At 40.8% G+C, this 15,812-nt stretch carries 15 protein-coding genes; 7 read left to right on the top strand and 8 right to left on the bottom strand.

Annotation, left to right across the window (positions count from 1 at the left end; all coding sequences use genetic code 11):
* Window positions 1–35: 35 nt before the first annotated feature.
* Both PTUN_RS10910 and PTUN_RS10915 read left to right on the top strand, forming a co-directional pair.
* Entirely contained in the window at window positions 36–284 is a 249-nt protein-coding gene (locus PTUN_RS10910; protein WP_232521784.1) for a hypothetical protein, read from the top strand.
* Window positions 285–960: 676 nt separating this feature from the next.
* Window positions 961–1,896: a M14 family metallopeptidase gene (locus PTUN_RS10915; RefSeq protein WP_009840349.1), complete on the top strand. Its 936-nt coding sequence runs from the start codon at window positions 961–963 to the stop codon at window positions 1,894–1,896.
* Window positions 1,897–1,975: 79 nt separating this feature from the next.
* On the opposite strand, the gene PTUN_RS10920 is transcribed toward PTUN_RS10915, so the two are convergent.
* Both PTUN_RS10920 and PTUN_RS10925 read right to left on the bottom strand, forming a co-directional pair.
* Complete coding sequence (locus tag PTUN_RS10920) at window positions 1,976–3,091, bottom strand: GH36-type glycosyl hydrolase domain-containing protein (protein ID WP_009840350.1); 1,116 nt, start codon at window positions 3,089–3,091, stop codon at window positions 1,976–1,978.
* Window positions 3,084–3,383, bottom strand: a complete 300-nt coding sequence (locus PTUN_RS10925; RefSeq protein WP_009840351.1) for an SHOCT domain-containing protein — start codon at window positions 3,381–3,383, stop codon at window positions 3,084–3,086. The genes PTUN_RS10920 and PTUN_RS10925 overlap by 8 nt, the downstream gene beginning before the upstream one ends.
* A 299-nt stretch (window positions 3,384–3,682) precedes the next feature.
* Between PTUN_RS10925 and PTUN_RS10930 the strand changes: the two genes are divergently transcribed.
* The 3 genes from PTUN_RS10930 to secF all read left to right on the top strand — a co-directional run bounded on the left by PTUN_RS10930 (window position 3,683) and on the right by secF (window position 7,146).
* The gene (locus tag PTUN_RS10930) at window positions 3,683–4,165 is read left to right on the top strand and encodes a hypothetical protein (protein WP_009840352.1); all 483 of its coding nucleotides are present in this window, start codon (window positions 3,683–3,685) and stop codon (window positions 4,163–4,165) included.
* Between the two features lie 135 nt (window positions 4,166–4,300).
* Window positions 4,301–6,166 carry a protein translocase subunit SecD gene (gene secD / locus PTUN_RS10935; protein ID WP_009840353.1) on the top strand — a complete coding sequence of 622 codons (1,866 nt, stop codon included), beginning with the start codon at window positions 4,301–4,303 and terminating at the stop codon, window positions 6,164–6,166.
* Between the two features lie 26 nt (window positions 6,167–6,192).
* Window positions 6,193–7,146, top strand: coding sequence for a protein translocase subunit SecF (gene secF / locus PTUN_RS10940; protein WP_009840354.1), 954 nt, complete (start codon window positions 6,193–6,195; stop codon window positions 7,144–7,146).
* A gap of 69 nt (window positions 7,147–7,215) precedes the next feature.
* Here secF and PTUN_RS10945 read toward each other — a convergent pair whose 3' ends face one another.
* The 4 genes from PTUN_RS10945 to PTUN_RS10960 all read right to left on the bottom strand — a co-directional run bounded on the left by PTUN_RS10945 (window position 7,216) and on the right by PTUN_RS10960 (window position 10,471).
* Entirely contained in the window at window positions 7,216–8,037 is an 822-nt protein-coding gene (locus PTUN_RS10945) for a class I SAM-dependent methyltransferase (RefSeq protein WP_009840355.1), read from the bottom strand.
* A gap of 415 nt (window positions 8,038–8,452) precedes the next feature.
* Window positions 8,453–8,938, bottom strand: coding sequence for a hypothetical protein (locus PTUN_RS10950; protein ID WP_009840357.1), 486 nt, complete (start codon window positions 8,936–8,938; stop codon window positions 8,453–8,455).
* 95 nt (window positions 8,939–9,033) lie between these two features.
* The gene (locus tag PTUN_RS10955; protein ID WP_009840358.1) at window positions 9,034–10,026 is read right to left on the bottom strand and encodes a hypothetical protein; all 993 of its coding nucleotides are present in this window, start codon (window positions 10,024–10,026) and stop codon (window positions 9,034–9,036) included.
* 115 nt (window positions 10,027–10,141) lie between these two features.
* On the bottom strand, window positions 10,142–10,471 hold the full coding sequence (locus PTUN_RS10960; RefSeq protein ID WP_009840359.1) for a winged helix-turn-helix transcriptional regulator: 330 nt from the start codon (window positions 10,469–10,471) through the stop codon (window positions 10,142–10,144).
* 130 nt (window positions 10,472–10,601) lie between these two features.
* On the opposite strand from PTUN_RS10960, the gene PTUN_RS10965 reads away from it, so the two are divergent.
* Together PTUN_RS10965 and PTUN_RS10970 are read left to right on the top strand one after the other, a co-directional pair.
* A complete protein-coding gene (locus PTUN_RS10965) occupies window positions 10,602–11,363 on the top strand; it encodes an SDR family NAD(P)-dependent oxidoreductase (protein ID WP_009840360.1) in 762 nt (253 codons plus the stop codon).
* A gap of 127 nt (window positions 11,364–11,490) precedes the next feature.
* Window positions 11,491–12,150, top strand: coding sequence for a cupin domain-containing protein (locus PTUN_RS10970; RefSeq protein WP_009840361.1), 660 nt, complete (start codon window positions 11,491–11,493; stop codon window positions 12,148–12,150).
* 540 nt (window positions 12,151–12,690) lie between these two features.
* Here the strand turns inward: PTUN_RS10970 and PTUN_RS10975 are convergent.
* Together PTUN_RS10975 and PTUN_RS10980 are read right to left on the bottom strand one after the other, a co-directional pair.
* Window positions 12,691–13,401: a hypothetical protein gene (locus tag PTUN_RS10975; protein ID WP_009840362.1), complete on the bottom strand. Its 711-nt coding sequence runs from the start codon at window positions 13,399–13,401 to the stop codon at window positions 12,691–12,693.
* Window positions 13,402–13,962: 561 nt separating this feature from the next.
* Window positions 13,963–14,898, bottom strand: a complete 936-nt coding sequence (locus tag PTUN_RS10980) for a TlpA family protein disulfide reductase (RefSeq protein WP_009840363.1) — start codon at window positions 14,896–14,898, stop codon at window positions 13,963–13,965.
* Window positions 14,899–15,812 lie beyond the last annotated feature (914 nt).

Genomic DNA, 15,812 nt, shown 5'->3' on the forward strand with positions numbered 1-15,812 from the left:
TTCCCCCTTAAATCAAACCTGAAAAAATAGATTTGATGAATAATGCGCGACAGGAAGTCGAGCAAGCCATGCTAAGGCATGGATGCCGCTTCATGGCGGTTATGGTTCACATCAAATGTATTTTTGAACAGTCATTTGCCTATTTTTTGAAAATCTGGGGCGCCGAGGGGTTCCAAGGGGAGACCGGCGATAGCCTCCCCTTGGCTACCCATGCCAGCGCGACAACAACAACAACAACAACAACAACAACAACAACAACAACAACAACAACAATGCTAATTTAAAAAACAGTTTTCAATTTAAAAGCAATTGTTGATGTGAAAACGAGTAATGCTGTTAAATAGCTGTCGAGCTAAAGCTCGACCTATAAAAGCGGCCGAGCTGCGCTCGCCTTCGCAAGCAGGCTTGCACCTACAAAAATATCAAAGCTCACGCCGATGCCAACAATTCCCCCTTAAATCAAACCTGAAAAAATAGATTTGATGAATAATGCGCGACAGGAAGTCGAGCAAGCCATGCTAAGGGATGGATGCCGCCTCATGGCGGTTATGGTTCACATCAAATGTATTTTTGAACTGTCGTTTGCCTATTTTTTGAAAATCTGGGGTGCCAAGGGGAGACCGGCGCTAGCCTACCCTTGACTGCCGTTGCCAGTGCGACAACAACAATGCTAATTTAAAAAGCGGTTTTTAAAACTAAACACAGTTATTGATTTGAAAACGGCTTTTTAAAAGCTGTCGGGCTAAAGCCCAACCTTCAAAACCGGCCAAGCTTTGCTCGCCTTCGCAAGCAGGCTTGCACCTACGATAAAATCAAAAGCTTGTACCCACAACACCAGTACCCATCGCAGATTTTATACAAAATATCCCACTGCCATTGCCTAAAGCGCAGTGCGCCTTTAAGCTAGATGCTTGAATCTTTCTCTTTTTTCAATTCATCAATTAATTCAAAGGCAAATACATGACTCAAGTTTCGACAATTGGCACTTCTGGTGTGAAATGGGGCGATAGCGAAAAACAGCAATGGTTAGCGTTACAAGCGGTTAAACGCAGTTATTTTGCTGATGTGGTGAGCCAAATTGACGCACTGGGGAGTGAGTTTTCGGTCGAACAATATGGTCAGCTGTGCTATCCCGAGCTTGCACCTGCAACCACTGAATATCCGTTATTTGTGCTCAAACCAAAAAGCTGGCAAACCGATAAACCGACTGTATTAGTCACCGGTGGTGTGCATGGCTACGAAACCAGTGGCGTGCATGGTGCGCTCGCGTTTGCCAAAACCGCAGCAGCGCAGTACAGCCAAGCATTTAACTTGGTTATTGCGCCCTGTGTTAGCCCGTGGGGTTATGAAACCATCAATCGTTGGAATCCAACAGCAACAGACCCAAATCGCTCGTTTTATGCCAATAGCCCAGCGCAAGAGTCGGCTGCGCTAATGAAAATGGTCAATGAGTTAGGTGTTGAATTACTCGCACATTTTGATTTACACGAAACAACCGACTCCGATAATACTGAATTTCGCCCTGCTCTTGCTGCGCGTGATGCACAGACCCATGATAACTGGAATATTCCTGATGGTTTTTATTTAGTGGGCGATAGCGAAAACCCACAAGCTGAGTTTCAAGCGGCCATTATTAACGCCGTTGCGACGGTCACGCACATTGCCCCTGCTGACGAAAACGGCGAAATTATTGGCGCGCCACTTGAGCAATTAGGTGTGATTAATTATGCCAAAACAAAGCTGGGTTTATGCGGCGGTTTAAGCAATGCAATGTATAAAACCACCACCGAAGTTTACCCGGATAGCGCAACGGCAACTCCGCAAGAATGCATTGCAGCGCAAGTCATGGTGATCACCAGCGGGCTTGACTTTATATTGGCGCAACATAACGCTTAAGTTTTAGATCTTACCCTTAAGGTCTTAAACGCTTAATCTTAGAACACAGGGCGCTATTGCAAGCGCCCTTTTTGCTCAGTTACTTCGCCCATTTTAAGCTGACTTGTAATTGATGTGTGCCACCATCAAGGGGCACGGTTACTTTGTGGTCTTGGCATTGTAATTTAACCCCATCGAGCTCGGCGCATATTTCGTTTTTCTTACCAGTGGTGTGTTGTTCCACAGTGACTTTATAAGCGGTATTTTGCACAAAAATACTGGCCTCAAACCCTGGCCACTTCGCAGGAATACACGGCGCAATCATTAAATTATCGCCCTCGCGGGTAATGCCTAAAATTCCTTCGACGGCTGCGCGGTGCATCCAACTTGCCGCACCCGTGGACCACGTCCAGCCGCCGCGCCCAACATAGGGTGCGACTGAATACACATCTGCCGCCAATACATAAGGTTCAACTTTATAAGTATGTGCTGCACTTGGGCTATTTGAATGGTTAATGGGGTTGAGCATGGCAAATAAATCACAGGCTTTTTTACCTTCGCCCAGTTGGGTGTAAGCTAAAATATTCCACATTGCAGCATGGCTATATTGCCCGCCATTTTCACGCAGCCCCGGTGGATACCCTTTAATATAACCTGGGTTATGACTGGTATGATCAAACGGGGGCGTAAACAATAACGATAATTTCTGCTCGGGTTTAATCACCCAATGCTCTACCGACTGCATGGCTATTTTCCCCCGCTCAACGTCGCCCTGTTGCGATAAAATGGCCCAAGACTGGGCGATGGCGTCAATTCTACATTCATCATTATTAACGGAGCCCAACCAACTGCCATCATCAAAACTGGCGCGACGATACCATTTACCATCCCACGCATTAGCTTCAATGGCTTGTTTTACCGTTTGGGCATGTGCACGCCATGCGCTGGCTCGCTGCTGCGCACTGAGGTGAGTTTCAAGCCCCGTAACGTGGCGCGTTTCTTGTAAATCTGCTTCGGGCGTGCGTTTATCAGCCAGTGGCGCAAAAAGCGTAATGGTGCGAATGAGCAACCAACCTAACCAGACACTTTCACCACGGCCCGCTTCGCCCACACGGTTCATGCCATCGTTCCAATCACCGGTGCCCATTAACGGCAAACCATGTTGGCCAGTTAGCGCTATGGTTTGTTCAAGCGCTCGGGCGCAATGCTCAAACAAAGTAGCGGATTTGTCGCTGATCGGAGCGGCGAATAGGATGCGCCTTTTTAGACTGTTCACTATCGGCAATATCTAATTTTATTTTAGCAAACTCGGCTTGCTCAATATCACCACGGGCATAGCGTTCGTTTAATAAATCAAGCGCGGTTTTTTGCAGGTGTAAACCATGACGTTGGTTAGAACGATAACTGTAAAACCAGTGACCAAAATTAGAAAGGAGCAAAAAAAAAACCCCAAACCACAAAAACCAACCCCAAATAAAATACCAATCATTCCAATAACCATGTGCCATAACACCCTCCTTTGTAAACCATAAAATCTGGTGACATTATCTGTCTTGATCAAAGTGTATTAGTGCTTTGTTAATTTCTCTGTTCGTTATCGCACGGTAAAACGTTTTGAATTTTGGTCCTAATAACGTAAATGTCTTAACAACATTTTTATACTGCATGGCCTAACCTTGAGTACCTATATTAAATACAATTATCTAAAACTCCTTGCATCGCATTTAAATCTCAGTAGACTGCCCCCACATTGATTTTTAAGCTCAATGATGGGCTTATTTTTTCAAAAACGATTTTTTAGGTGGTTATGAAAGCAGTTTGGCAGGCTTTAAGCGTAATTTTGGTGGTGATGGCCTTGTTCTTTAGTGAACAAGCAAGCGATCGCACGCCACTTGAACATGCTTTTAGTACTGATTTTGCCAGCCAATTGCAAAGCCACTATAAACACAGCGAAGCGCTGCCAGAGTTACAACTTAACCAAGCAGCCAGCCAGCATTTTTTTGTTGATTTACCAGACTTTAGTGATGAGTTGCACACCTTAAGCCTTGCACCGCTGGTTAATCCGACTAATCCCGCATTATTTTTGTATCCTAGCCAAATCAACCCGATTTACTGGTTAGTGATTGAGTTTTTTATTTGGGTATTTAGCCTTGTTGCTATGCTCAGCCTAATTAGCCACCGACCGATTGTGCTGTGGTTTATTCATATTTATAGCTCGGCAAAATCACGCATTAGTGGTTGGCAAGAGTCAAATCTTCAATACTGCGGTTGCAATCGCCACTTCGCATAACTCTCTTTTTTAATTAATTTTTATGCCTACCTAACCCTAGTTAGGCCCAATTAATCGTGCTTTACCTGTACCCATTTACCTTAACGATTTAGCAAATCGCGGGTAATACAGGTTAGCGTTTAAAAGAGATGTATTATGAACAAAAATTCGACCCAATTTGCCCAACAGGCGAATTCGCCGCGCCCACAGCCTGCCAAAAAAGCACGCTTGGTGCCGACGTTAATGATGATTTTTACGTTAGTGGTGATGGCGTTATGCGCCTTACCCAATTTATACCCAGAACAAAATACCTTAGTGCTAAGTGCGCTTAATAATCAATTAAAGAGTGATGGAATATCCGAAATAACAGCCCCAATGGCGATTAAAACAGCACTTGAGCAGCAAGGATTTGCAGTTAACCGTGCCAAACACACTAGCCAAAGCATTGAATTTCTGCTCGCTGAGCCAAGCCAAAATGCAGCGGCGCTGAGCTGGTTGCAACACAACTATGCGACACAATTTACGAGCAAAATTGTCAGCCAAGCCACCAGCCCAAAGTGGTTACAAGCGCTCGGCCTTGCCCCTATCAAGTTAGGGCTTGATTTAAATGGCGGTGTATTGTTTGTACTTGAAGTTGATACCACGCAAGCGCTGCGTGAACAACTGCAAAGTGTTGAGCAACAAGCTAAATCAGTTCTTCGCAGTGAAAAAATCCGTGGCGTGACACTGACTATCGATGATGCGACCCCAGCAGAAGGCAAAGTGATGCTGGGTTTTAATGCACAGCCTACAGAGCTCAATACCCTAATTAGCCAGCTTAAACACACCTTTACCGGGCTCAGTACAAAACAAACTGAGCAATCGGTGACTTTATTTTTTACCCCCGATGCCATTCAAACGTTTCATCAACAAGTCATGCTGCAGGCAATTAGCACACTGCGTGGCCGAATTAGTGAGCTGGGTATTACCGAAGCCGTAACACAGCGCCAAGGCAGCAATAAAATTCGCGTTGAGCTACCCGGCGTGCAAGACCCAACTGCTGCAAAACGCATTATTGGTGCAACGGCATCCCTTGATTTTCATGCCCTGCAAGAAATCGGTGGTAAACGTTTTACCATGGAAGATGGCAGCAGTATTTCTCTCAATCCTAAGGTTATTTTATCGGGGCAATACATCAAAGGCGCACAATCGAGTCGCGATGAAATGGGCAAACCTGCTGTGCAACTGCAATTAGATGCTCAAGGCGGAAAATTAATGGCTGAGTTTTCAAAACACAATATTGGCAATCCGATGGCTACCGTGTTTTCGGAATATTTTAAAGATGCCAATGGCAACAGTGTTAAAAAAAGCAAAGTGATTAATGTCGCCACCATTAACTCAGCGTTAGGTGCACGTTTTAGCATCACCAATATGCAAAGCCCACAAGCGGCGCAAGAACTTGCATTATTGCTGCGTGCGGGCTCGTTAATTACGCCAGTCACCATAGTACATCAACAAACCATTGGCCCAAGCCTAGGTAAAGCTAATATCGAAAACGGTTTTGCCGCTTTAGCGCTCGGTATTGCCATTACGTTTGCCTTTATGGCGCTGTGGTATCGCCGTTTGGGCATGGTTGCTAATACCGTATTATTACTCAATTTAATTTGCCTAATTGGTTTGATGTCGTTATTACCTGGCGCAGTACTCACCTTACCCGGCATTGCCGGTTTGGTACTTACCATAGGAATGGCGGTTGATACCAACGTGATTATTTTTGAACGGATAAAAGAAGAACGTGCCTTAGGTCGCAGCCCCATGATGGCGTTAGAAGCCGGTTACAACAAGGCGTTTCATTCAATCGTTGATGCCAACATCACCACCTTATTAACCGCTGTTATTTTATATTCAATTGGTTATGGCCCAATTAAAGGCTTTGCCCTCACCTTAGGGCTTGGCATTTTAACCAGTATGTTTACGGGCGTTTTTGTTGCCAAAGCACTGAGTTATTTAGTCTATCGCCCACGTCAAAGCCGCACTATTTGATACGTTTAAATTCGAGGAGCTTAATCATGTTTAAATTGTTTTTATCAACTCGCCCGCTCGCGACTAAATTACGTTTTGCTGGGCTATTTTTATCTTTATTTTTAATGCTGTTTGCCACCCTAGGGTTAGTTAAAAATGGCCTTAATTTTAGTATTGAATTTAATGGCGGTTATATTACCGAGTTTCAGTCGCAGCAATCACTCAATGTGCCCGAAGTTCGCACCGCCATTAGTGCGCTGTTAGGTCAAGAACAGGCTGCAGGCCTAAAAGTCAGCACCGCTGATCAGCATCATTTTGTCATTAGGCAAAACTTAGATGCCGCTGGTGAAACAAACCAGCAATGGTTTAGCACACTCAACGACACTTACCATGGTGAGCTTACTTTATTAGAAGCCAATTTTATTGGCGCGCAAGTGGGTGCAGAGTTGCTAGACCAAGGTGGAATGGCCATGTTGAGTGCCATTTTAATGGTATTAATTTACTTGGCGCTGCGTTTTGAATGGCGCTTGGCTGTGGGTGCAGTAGCGGCGTTGTTTCATGATATTTTATTGGTTTTGGGTTTATTTGCTTGGTTACAAGTTGAATTTGATTTAACGGTACTGGCCAGTATTTTAGCCATTATCGGTTACTCATTAAATGATTCGATTATTGTAGCCGACCGTTTACGTGAACTGATGCGCGCCAATTTACCTCGCGCCGAAGTTGACCCATTAGGCTGCGCCATCAATGATGCCATTACGTCAACACTCAGCCGCACCTTAATTACTTCTGGTACCACCCTTGCGACCATTGCCTCTATTTGGCTGTTAGCGGGCCCACCACTGGCTGGGTTTTCGTTAGCGCTATTTAGCGGCATTGTGGTCGGCACCTTGTCGTCGATTTGTATTTCGGCAACATTACCGCAGTTATTTGGCCTTGATATTAATCACTACATCTTAAAAGCTGATATTGACCGAAGCGAACAGATGTTGATGCCTTAGGTACTCTTTTTAACAAACGGCAATAAAAAAGGGAAATCAGCTGATTTCCCTTTTTATCAAACTAAAACATTACATTTTGTTTGGTTTTATAAACTTTAATGTCATACGGTCTGATTCACCCAGTGTGGCATATTTAGCGCGGTCTTTATCACCTAACGCAAACGTTGGCGCAAGCGTCCATACGCCTTTTTCATGCTGTGCGTTATCAAGTGGGTTTGCATTAACGGCTGATTCGGCCACCAAATCAAAACCTGCGGCTTTGGCCATGCTGATCACTATGCTTTGCTTAACATAACCCGATGGGCGATATTGCTCCGCATCAAGGTTTTCGGGTAAACGATGATCAACCACGCCAAAAATACCTCCTGGTTTTAGCGCAGTAAAAGCCGCAGCAAGAGTCGTTTTAAGGGCGTCATCGCCATTCATATAAAAGTTGTGTAAGTTACGAAAGGTCAATACCGCATCAGCACTGCCGGCAGGCGCAAGCTCAGTAGTATATTTTGGATGAAAACCCGTTAATTTGGTTTTTTCCATGCCTTTGGTATTGGCTAATTTGGCCTGATATTTAGGTAAATTTTTATTGAAGTATTCAACATCAGTACCTGATGGAAAATGCGCTGCGTAAAATACGCCTTTATCGGCCAGCATCGGGGCTAAAATTTCGCTGTACCAACCACCGCCAGGCCAAATTTCAACAACTGTCATGGTATCTTCAATACCAAAAAAATTCAGTGTTTGTTGTGGGTTACGAAATTCATCACGTGCTTTGTTGCTGGCACTGCGAATATCACTTTGCACCACCTCACTTACGGGTGCCGCATACACTGTGGTAGCCGCAAGTGTGGCACTTGCAAGCAAACTACAGAGCGCTAATGAGGTTAACTTTTTCATTTTAGTTCCTTATTGTTATGGTTTTACGCAATGAGCAAAGACTCAATACTTTCCTGAAGATAGACGTTGCTAAAAGAGACGTTTGTTAAGTTAAAATTTCCTAAAAACTCGGTTGTATCATTTGCACTAGTGAAAAGCGATGCCTAACCATTTTGACTAAACATCTTAAATTAACATTTTAAATTAACGTCTTGAATTAACATCACTCTCTAGGCTTTTTGTGAAAGCCAACATTTAATTATCTAACCACAGCACATGACATTTTATAAGCGCTTTGCGATTAAAATATGAACTTAAGTGCAATAATTTGTTTCAAACATGCATCCATACAGCTAAGAACGGGCAAACAGACTAAAAATTTCAACATAATGCCCAAACTCATTCCAATAATGAAAATCGAATACCAGAACCTAGATTAATATACCTTATCGATAGACCAAGTTTGTTTTTTACCTGCCACCATAATGGTCACTTCATCATCTAAATATTTGCCAACAAGGGCGGCACCTAAAGGCGCACTTGGGGTGATCACCGTCACTTTTTGCCCAGCTAACGTAATGATTAAGCCACCACTACAAGGGCCAAAAAACAAGGTTTGCACCACCCCCTCGTTATTGCCGAGCTGCACTAAAGCCCCAACTTTAATCGCATCATCAGGGCCAAATTCACGCAGTACTAATTGCTTATAGGCATTCATTTCTTGATGATACATCACAACTCTGCGCCCTAAACCCTCAGCCAAATAAGCCGACTCAAGCCCTAGCGTATCGTACTGGGTTTCGGCCACACTTTGCTCGTTAATCGCCCCCGCATGGGCGTTTTCAGCCCCTTCTTTAGCGATTGCTAACAACTGGCTTAATGCAGAAATAATGCTGATGATTAATTGGTTTTTATCTAACATTCATCACTCATAAAATTAGAACTACTATTTTATAATTTTTTATTAAAATTAATTGGACGCATAAATTAATTTAACTATGTGCATTTTTATATTAATTAGTTGGCGATTAAATCTATAATTGCATTTGAAACGGCTGATCTAAAAGGCTTTTTATAATTGTATTCTCCATTTGGACCCAGCCACATTGAGAGCAAATCCATACAAGCATTTAGCTCAAAAATTACTAGCTCTCCATTTTCACCAAAGAAACAATCAATGCCATAAATATCTAAACCTATTTTTTCATGGATAAGTAATAACTGCTTTTTATAATGAGGTAGAATATTTGTATTGAATGACTCTAAATAATGTTGTTCTGCATCTCTAAACTGTTTATGCTCAAGCATTAAATTGTAACGAGCATCTGCACCAACACACCAATTCTTTGAAGTTAAAAAATGCTGGGGGTAAAATTTACCGTCAATAACCGCAATTCTTGCTTTTCGGTAAAGTCCTGTTGTATCTATACAATCTATATACTCTATAATTATAAAACTTCTCTTTTGATCAAGCCAGTTCGTTAGCCCTATCAAGTCATCTTCGCTATCAACCCGCACCATAAATTCACTATTATGAAAACCTTCTAAACGGATAATAAGAGGGTAACTCATAAAAGTATTTTTTATATTATTATTAAGATCCTCAATAGTTTCAATATAAAAAATTTCCACTCTAGCTATTTTAACATTTGAAATTCCATTTAATAATCTCGATAAGTTTACTCTAGAAGTTTTATAGATATCTTCAGGGTGATTAAAAACCCTATTAAATTGAGGTGAATTAATTAATAAATTAACTGCTTTTAAAGTTTTTTTGCTCCCATCTGCATCACCAATCAAATTAACTACATTAGTACTTTTATCCTTATTTTCTAACTGAATACTTTCATTTAAACCGAGAATAAATAGAAAGCTATTATTTTTAATTTTATCTTTTTCTCTAATATATGGGTAGATTGGTAATACACCTTTAACTGTTATGCTTGAAGCATCTCTAAAAGAACCATTACCACCAGAGAAAGAGCTTCTTCCAAAATCATCTGGACCCATTATGAACAGTGTACTTTTCAACTTACTACCTTTTAAATTATTCTAACTTTAAATTTTTATATAATCGGTAAAATCATTAAACTGTCAAACTAATACATAAAATAATATTATCTTGTTATATTTTAGATTGCAGATCTTTCAGAGCCTCTAGAATTACCATAAATTTTTGACCAAAGGGCGTCACTTGATATTCAACCCGTGGCGGTACTTCGGCAAACACCTGTTTATCGAGAATCCCAAACTCAACATTACGTTTTAAACATTGGTTAAGCACTTTAGTGGTTAACCCATCAACAGCGCGTACCATTTCACCCGGCCGATTAATCTCTTGCGCGAGTAATTGATAAACCGTAAGTGACCATTTGCAACCAACAATGGTTTCGACCATGCGGGCACTTTCACTTGGCCCTTGAATTCTTGAAATTTTTTTATCGTTATTATTCATAAAGATGTACCAATTTGTACCTAGGGCACCTATTTGTGCTTACTTTTTTACTGTGGGTCAACCGCATAAGATTACCACACTTAAACGGCAAACAACGCCACGTTTTAACCCAAAACTCTGAGGTAATATGATGAACTTTCAACATTCAGGCTATGCATTAATTATTGGTGGTACCAGTGGTATGGGACTTGCGACTGCAGAGCGCCTTGCCAATGAAAAAGTAAAGCTAATTATTGTCGGTAATAATCAAGCAAAATTAAACGCCGCTGCCGATAAATTAAGCCTTATCACCGAGGTTGTGGCGCTACAAGCCGATTTATATCAACAGGCTGATTTAACCCGTTTGGCAGAGCAACTCACTCATTACCCAATTAATTATTTGGTCAATGCCGCAGGCTACTTTAGCCCAACCGCCTTTTTAGACCATACTCAAGCTGACTATCAACGTTATATGGATTTAAACTGGGCAACGTTTTATTTAAGTCAAATTGTCGCCAAATCAATGCAACAACATGGTGGCGGCAGCGTGGTTAATATCGGTTCGATGTGGGCAAAACAAGCCATCAAAGCCACGCCATCGAGCGCCTATTCAATGGCAAAAGCAGGCTTACATGCATTTACTCAACATTTAGCAATGGAATTGGCCGATAGCAACATTCGGGTTAATGCTGTGGCACCTGCCGTGGTTAAAACACCAATTTATCAAAGTTTTATAGATGAAAGCCAGCTTGATGAAACGCTTGCTACCTTCGATAGTTTCCACCCAATTGGGCGCATTGGCCAAGCAAGTGATATCGCCCACAGCATTGCATTTTTACTCTCTGATGAAGCAAGTTGGGTGACTGGCGCAATTTGGGATGTTGATGGCGGCGTAATGGCAGGTCGCAACTAACCTTACGCGGTGTTAGCTTAAGCAAATGCAGAGGTAAACCCGTTACAAAGTTAAACCGTATAAAACCTAAAAATGGCCGTATAATCCACTGCGCCATTATTGTTATTCGAATCCAGCAAGGGTAAGTATGCAACACATTAATTTAGACTTTAGTAAAAAAGTAGTGATTAACTCACACCTTGAGCCTTGGCAACCAAGCCCACTTGCTGGGGTAACGCGCAAAATTTTATCACGCGAATCAGCCGAAAGTGGCCATGCCACCAGCATAGTACGTTATGAAGCAGGCTCACAATTTAGCTCCCACAGTCACCCAATGGGTGAAGAGATTTTTGTGCTCGACGGCGTTTTCAGTGACGAAAATGGCGACTACCCTGCAGGCACTTATATTCGCAACCCACCTGGCAGCCACCATCAGCCTTTTAGCGTTCAAGGGTGCACCTTGTTTGTAAAACTCAATCAATTTTTAGCTGATGATTTAAGTTCAGTGAGAGTCAATACTCATACCGCACAATGGCGTGCCGGCCAAGGTGGCTTGCAAGTGATGCCTCTGCATCAACATGATGTTGAGCACACCGCATTAGTAAAATGGCCTGCTGGCGAGCGTTTTTTACCGCATCGTCATTATGGTGGTGAAGAAATTTTGGTATTGAGCGGCACCTTTTGTGACGAACACGGCAACTACCCCACCGGCACTTGGCTGCGCAGCCCACACATGAGCGAGCATCACCCATTTGTTGAACAAGAAACCATTATTTTAGTTAAAGTGGGTCATTTGGGGATTGGCTAACAACTGTACAAGCGCGCTCTGGTTAGAATAAATGGTTCAATATTTTGATACCAAGCCGATAGTATAAAAAACAACGTTCCACCACAGAGAGCATTGAGGTGCTGCGCGACACCGAGGTTAAACGCATTATAACGACTATTAATAATCCAATTACTTCAGAAAAAAGAGCAGTAAAAACTACATTTTAGGTCGTGATTTATAGCGATAAAACACGAGTAATCTACCAATAAAAAAGCCTCAATAATTACTCAGGAAAAATGTTTAAAATAAAACACCTTATTGCTATCAATAAGGTGCAAGTGTTCTTTTTAAGCTGTATCGAAAAAATCTAAGCGCTTTTTATGTAATTAAAAAGCGTTTTATTTTTAACGTCCAAAGAAAAATGAAAAACCTGAACTCTGTTGGCTGCTTTGTAGTTTTTATAACTACAAACTTGTATTAATCTATGAACTAGAGCAACACCAATTCTTAACTTATTCGTCTAAAAGAGATGATCTACAGTCTAGAGTTTGGGAGTTCAGTTATCTTGTTATATACAAATTATACCTTTCGACTAGCTAACATATAAAAGAATAAACCATCCTTTTCATTGCTTCCTGTTGATGTATGCGAACCATTAAAATTCCACCATACTTGAGTATGCATCCCACTAATTATGACGCCAACAACATTATTACTTTTTTCAAATCCTCGAATTTCACATATTGTTTTTTTACAGTTGACCGATTGCAAATTAACTTCACCCGCTAGATCATGTGTGACAAAATAATCTTTTATTTTTTGCTCCATCTCAACAGCCCAATCGTAATCAACCTCTTCTGCTTGTAACTTTTTAAATAAGTCAACAACAGTACCTTTTGATTCTGAAACTGTATTTGCAAATGGCTCAGGTAAGTATGGTTCTACTTCAGCCAATGTTATAGATGACCTAGGTTGAATAGATTCTTCAATTTTCTCAGGTTCAATATTTGATAAATAATCATTTTCTTTCACATCTAATCGAGTTACTAATTCTTCATAGTTGCGCTCAAGATTCTTTAATTTTATTTTTAAATCTTGGATAAGTTTATCGTTATCAGATTTATTAGACTGATATACTGCAACCGAATTTTTCTCAGGCTCATAGGATAAAGGCGTTGACTCTATAGCTGTATTTTTTTCAATAATAACACTGCCATTTACCTGCATACCTGCCCAAAACGATATTAAAGTAAATATAACGACTACTACAATAACCTTAATTAAACTCATAACCTTCCTTGTGTATAACGAGACTGTAGAATGACTCCACCAGCCAAATTTAACTAAAAATCGAGCTCCAAAAATCATTCTCAAGCCCTTTTTAGGCATTAGGTAATGTATCTAGAACCGATCAAACAAGCTGTTTTTACTAAAAAATAGTCATTAACCAGCCTCAACGAGCCTGTAGAATTACTCGTTTTTAATTTGTTGTTATTAATCAGCAAACTATAACTTAGTTCCTATTTTGACTCAATCGTTCAGTCTGTTTTGAGCTGATATTTTAATCAAGGTTTTAGATGGTTATCTTGCGGTTTCAGTGGGGATTCTGAGGTCTTTTTAAGGTTACAAAGAGTTTCCCCCTAATTTAGTGCAGCCTGTTTTGCAGCTTTCGATAGTATGACCAAAGCAACTTTTACCACCGAGTTCACCGCTGCGCTACACCGAACTTTGAGATTTGTGTAGGTGCAAGCCTGCTTGCAAAGGCGAGCGCAGGTTTTTCTTTAAGAAAAATTAAATTATTAAGCCAAAGGCAAAAAGCAAAGCGACCCCATTGATTTTATTAGGCTTTATTTACTTCATAGAGTTTATTAGCTTTTTAATTTCCTGATCTAAGTTCTCAGATTTGATTTGACCAACTAAGACACCTGATTGGTCTACTAATAAATAATGGGGAACACCGTTAAAACCTAATTTTTTAAATACGGCTCCAACGCTAAATTCATCTTCAAATAGTGCCTGAGGCCACGTAAGAGATTCATTTTTAATTAATTCTAATACAGTATCTTTACTGTCTTGCAAAGATACCCCTAGTATTTGAAATTCATCTTCTGAATATTTATTACGAAGATCTCTTAATATAGGCCACGCTTTCTTACATGGTGCACACCATGTCCCATAAAAATCAATTAATACAACTTTCCCAATATTGTCTTGTGACTTGTATTGTTCTCCACCGATAAGGTTCAAGGAAAAATTGTATTGTTCACCAACAAAAATTGTAGGAAACGGGATAGAGGTAAGTAGGTTTGAAATTTTATCATTTTTTTCTTTCTTCTTTTTCTCATCAAGCGCTCTCTGAGCAATAAGTTCTGAAGTTGCTTTGCCTTGAAGTATAACTTTTAATGTATCCTTTTTAGCAAGGATTTGAGCTGGTAAATATGTCAAGCTCGAAACCCAAGCATCAGATGATCTACCTATACTTTCACCCGCTACTGTAGACTGAACCCTATTATTGTTTTTTGAAATAAAAACAATTCTAAAATCTTGATGCCAATCATTATTACGCGAACTAATATCAGGAGACACTTGAGATACAACTACGGCTAATTGGTTATCCTTTAGTTCAAGTAGTGTAACTGATGGGTATTTTATATTTGCAGTATATGTCACGGAGTCATCCCAAGGGCTAAAACTCATTAGGTCAAACCATTGTGCCTCTTTCGCAACACAGTTAGAAGACAGGAAAAAGGATAAAACTACGATAACGATTTTAGGATAATTTAACATCACTTTAATAACACTCCTTTGTTAAGATGAAGCCTAACGAGCCTGTAGAATTACTCGTTTTTAATTTGTTGTTATTAATCAGCAAACTATAACTTAGTTCCTATTTTGACTCAATCGTTCAGTCTGTTTTGAGCTGATATTTTAATCGAGGTTTTAGATGGTTATCTTGCGGTTTCAGTGGGGGCCTAACGAGCCTGTAGAATTACTCGTTTTTAATTTGTTGTTATTAATCAGCAAACTATAACTTAGTTCCTATTTTGACTCAATCGTTCAGTCTGTTTTGAGCTGATATTTTAATCAAGGTTTTAGATGGTTATCTTGCGGTTTCAGTGGGGGTTCTGAGGTCTTTTTAAGGTTACAAAGAGTTTCCCCCTAATTTAGTGCAGCCTGTTTTGCAGCTTTCGATAGTATGACCAAAGCAACTTTTACCACCGAGTTCACCGCTGCGCTACACCGAACTTTGAGATTTGTGTAGGTGCAAGCCTGCTTGCGAAGGCGAGCGCAGCTCGGCAGGTTTTTCTTTAAGGTAAATTAAATTATTAAGCCAAAGGCAAAAAGCAAGACGCGACCCCATTGATTCTCTATGCCAAAAGCTATTTAAGCTACATTGCCTATTCTTGATTTCACAAAGAGTGACACCTTATTGGCGCGCATTAATACAATCAACAAAGTCGTTTACACCTTAAATGAGCCTGAAACTAACTGTGCAAAAAGTACCTATGACTTGAATAGTGCCATCTTAGGGTTAACCGATAAATGTCTCGGCTTTGGCTTCCTGCGTCGCTCTACCTCCTAAATCCATTTAGTCGTAATGCCCCTAACATTTCAATGGATTGAAAAACGTTAGGCAGCATTCTTTTTGTTAAAGATTTCGTACTTAGAGAGCCTCTATTGGTGTTTGCATACTTTTATTT

It is taken from the genome of Pseudoalteromonas tunicata, from assembly GCF_002310815.1.
In the GTDB taxonomy this organism is placed as follows: Bacteria; Pseudomonadota; Gammaproteobacteria; order Enterobacterales; family Alteromonadaceae; genus Pseudoalteromonas; species Pseudoalteromonas tunicata.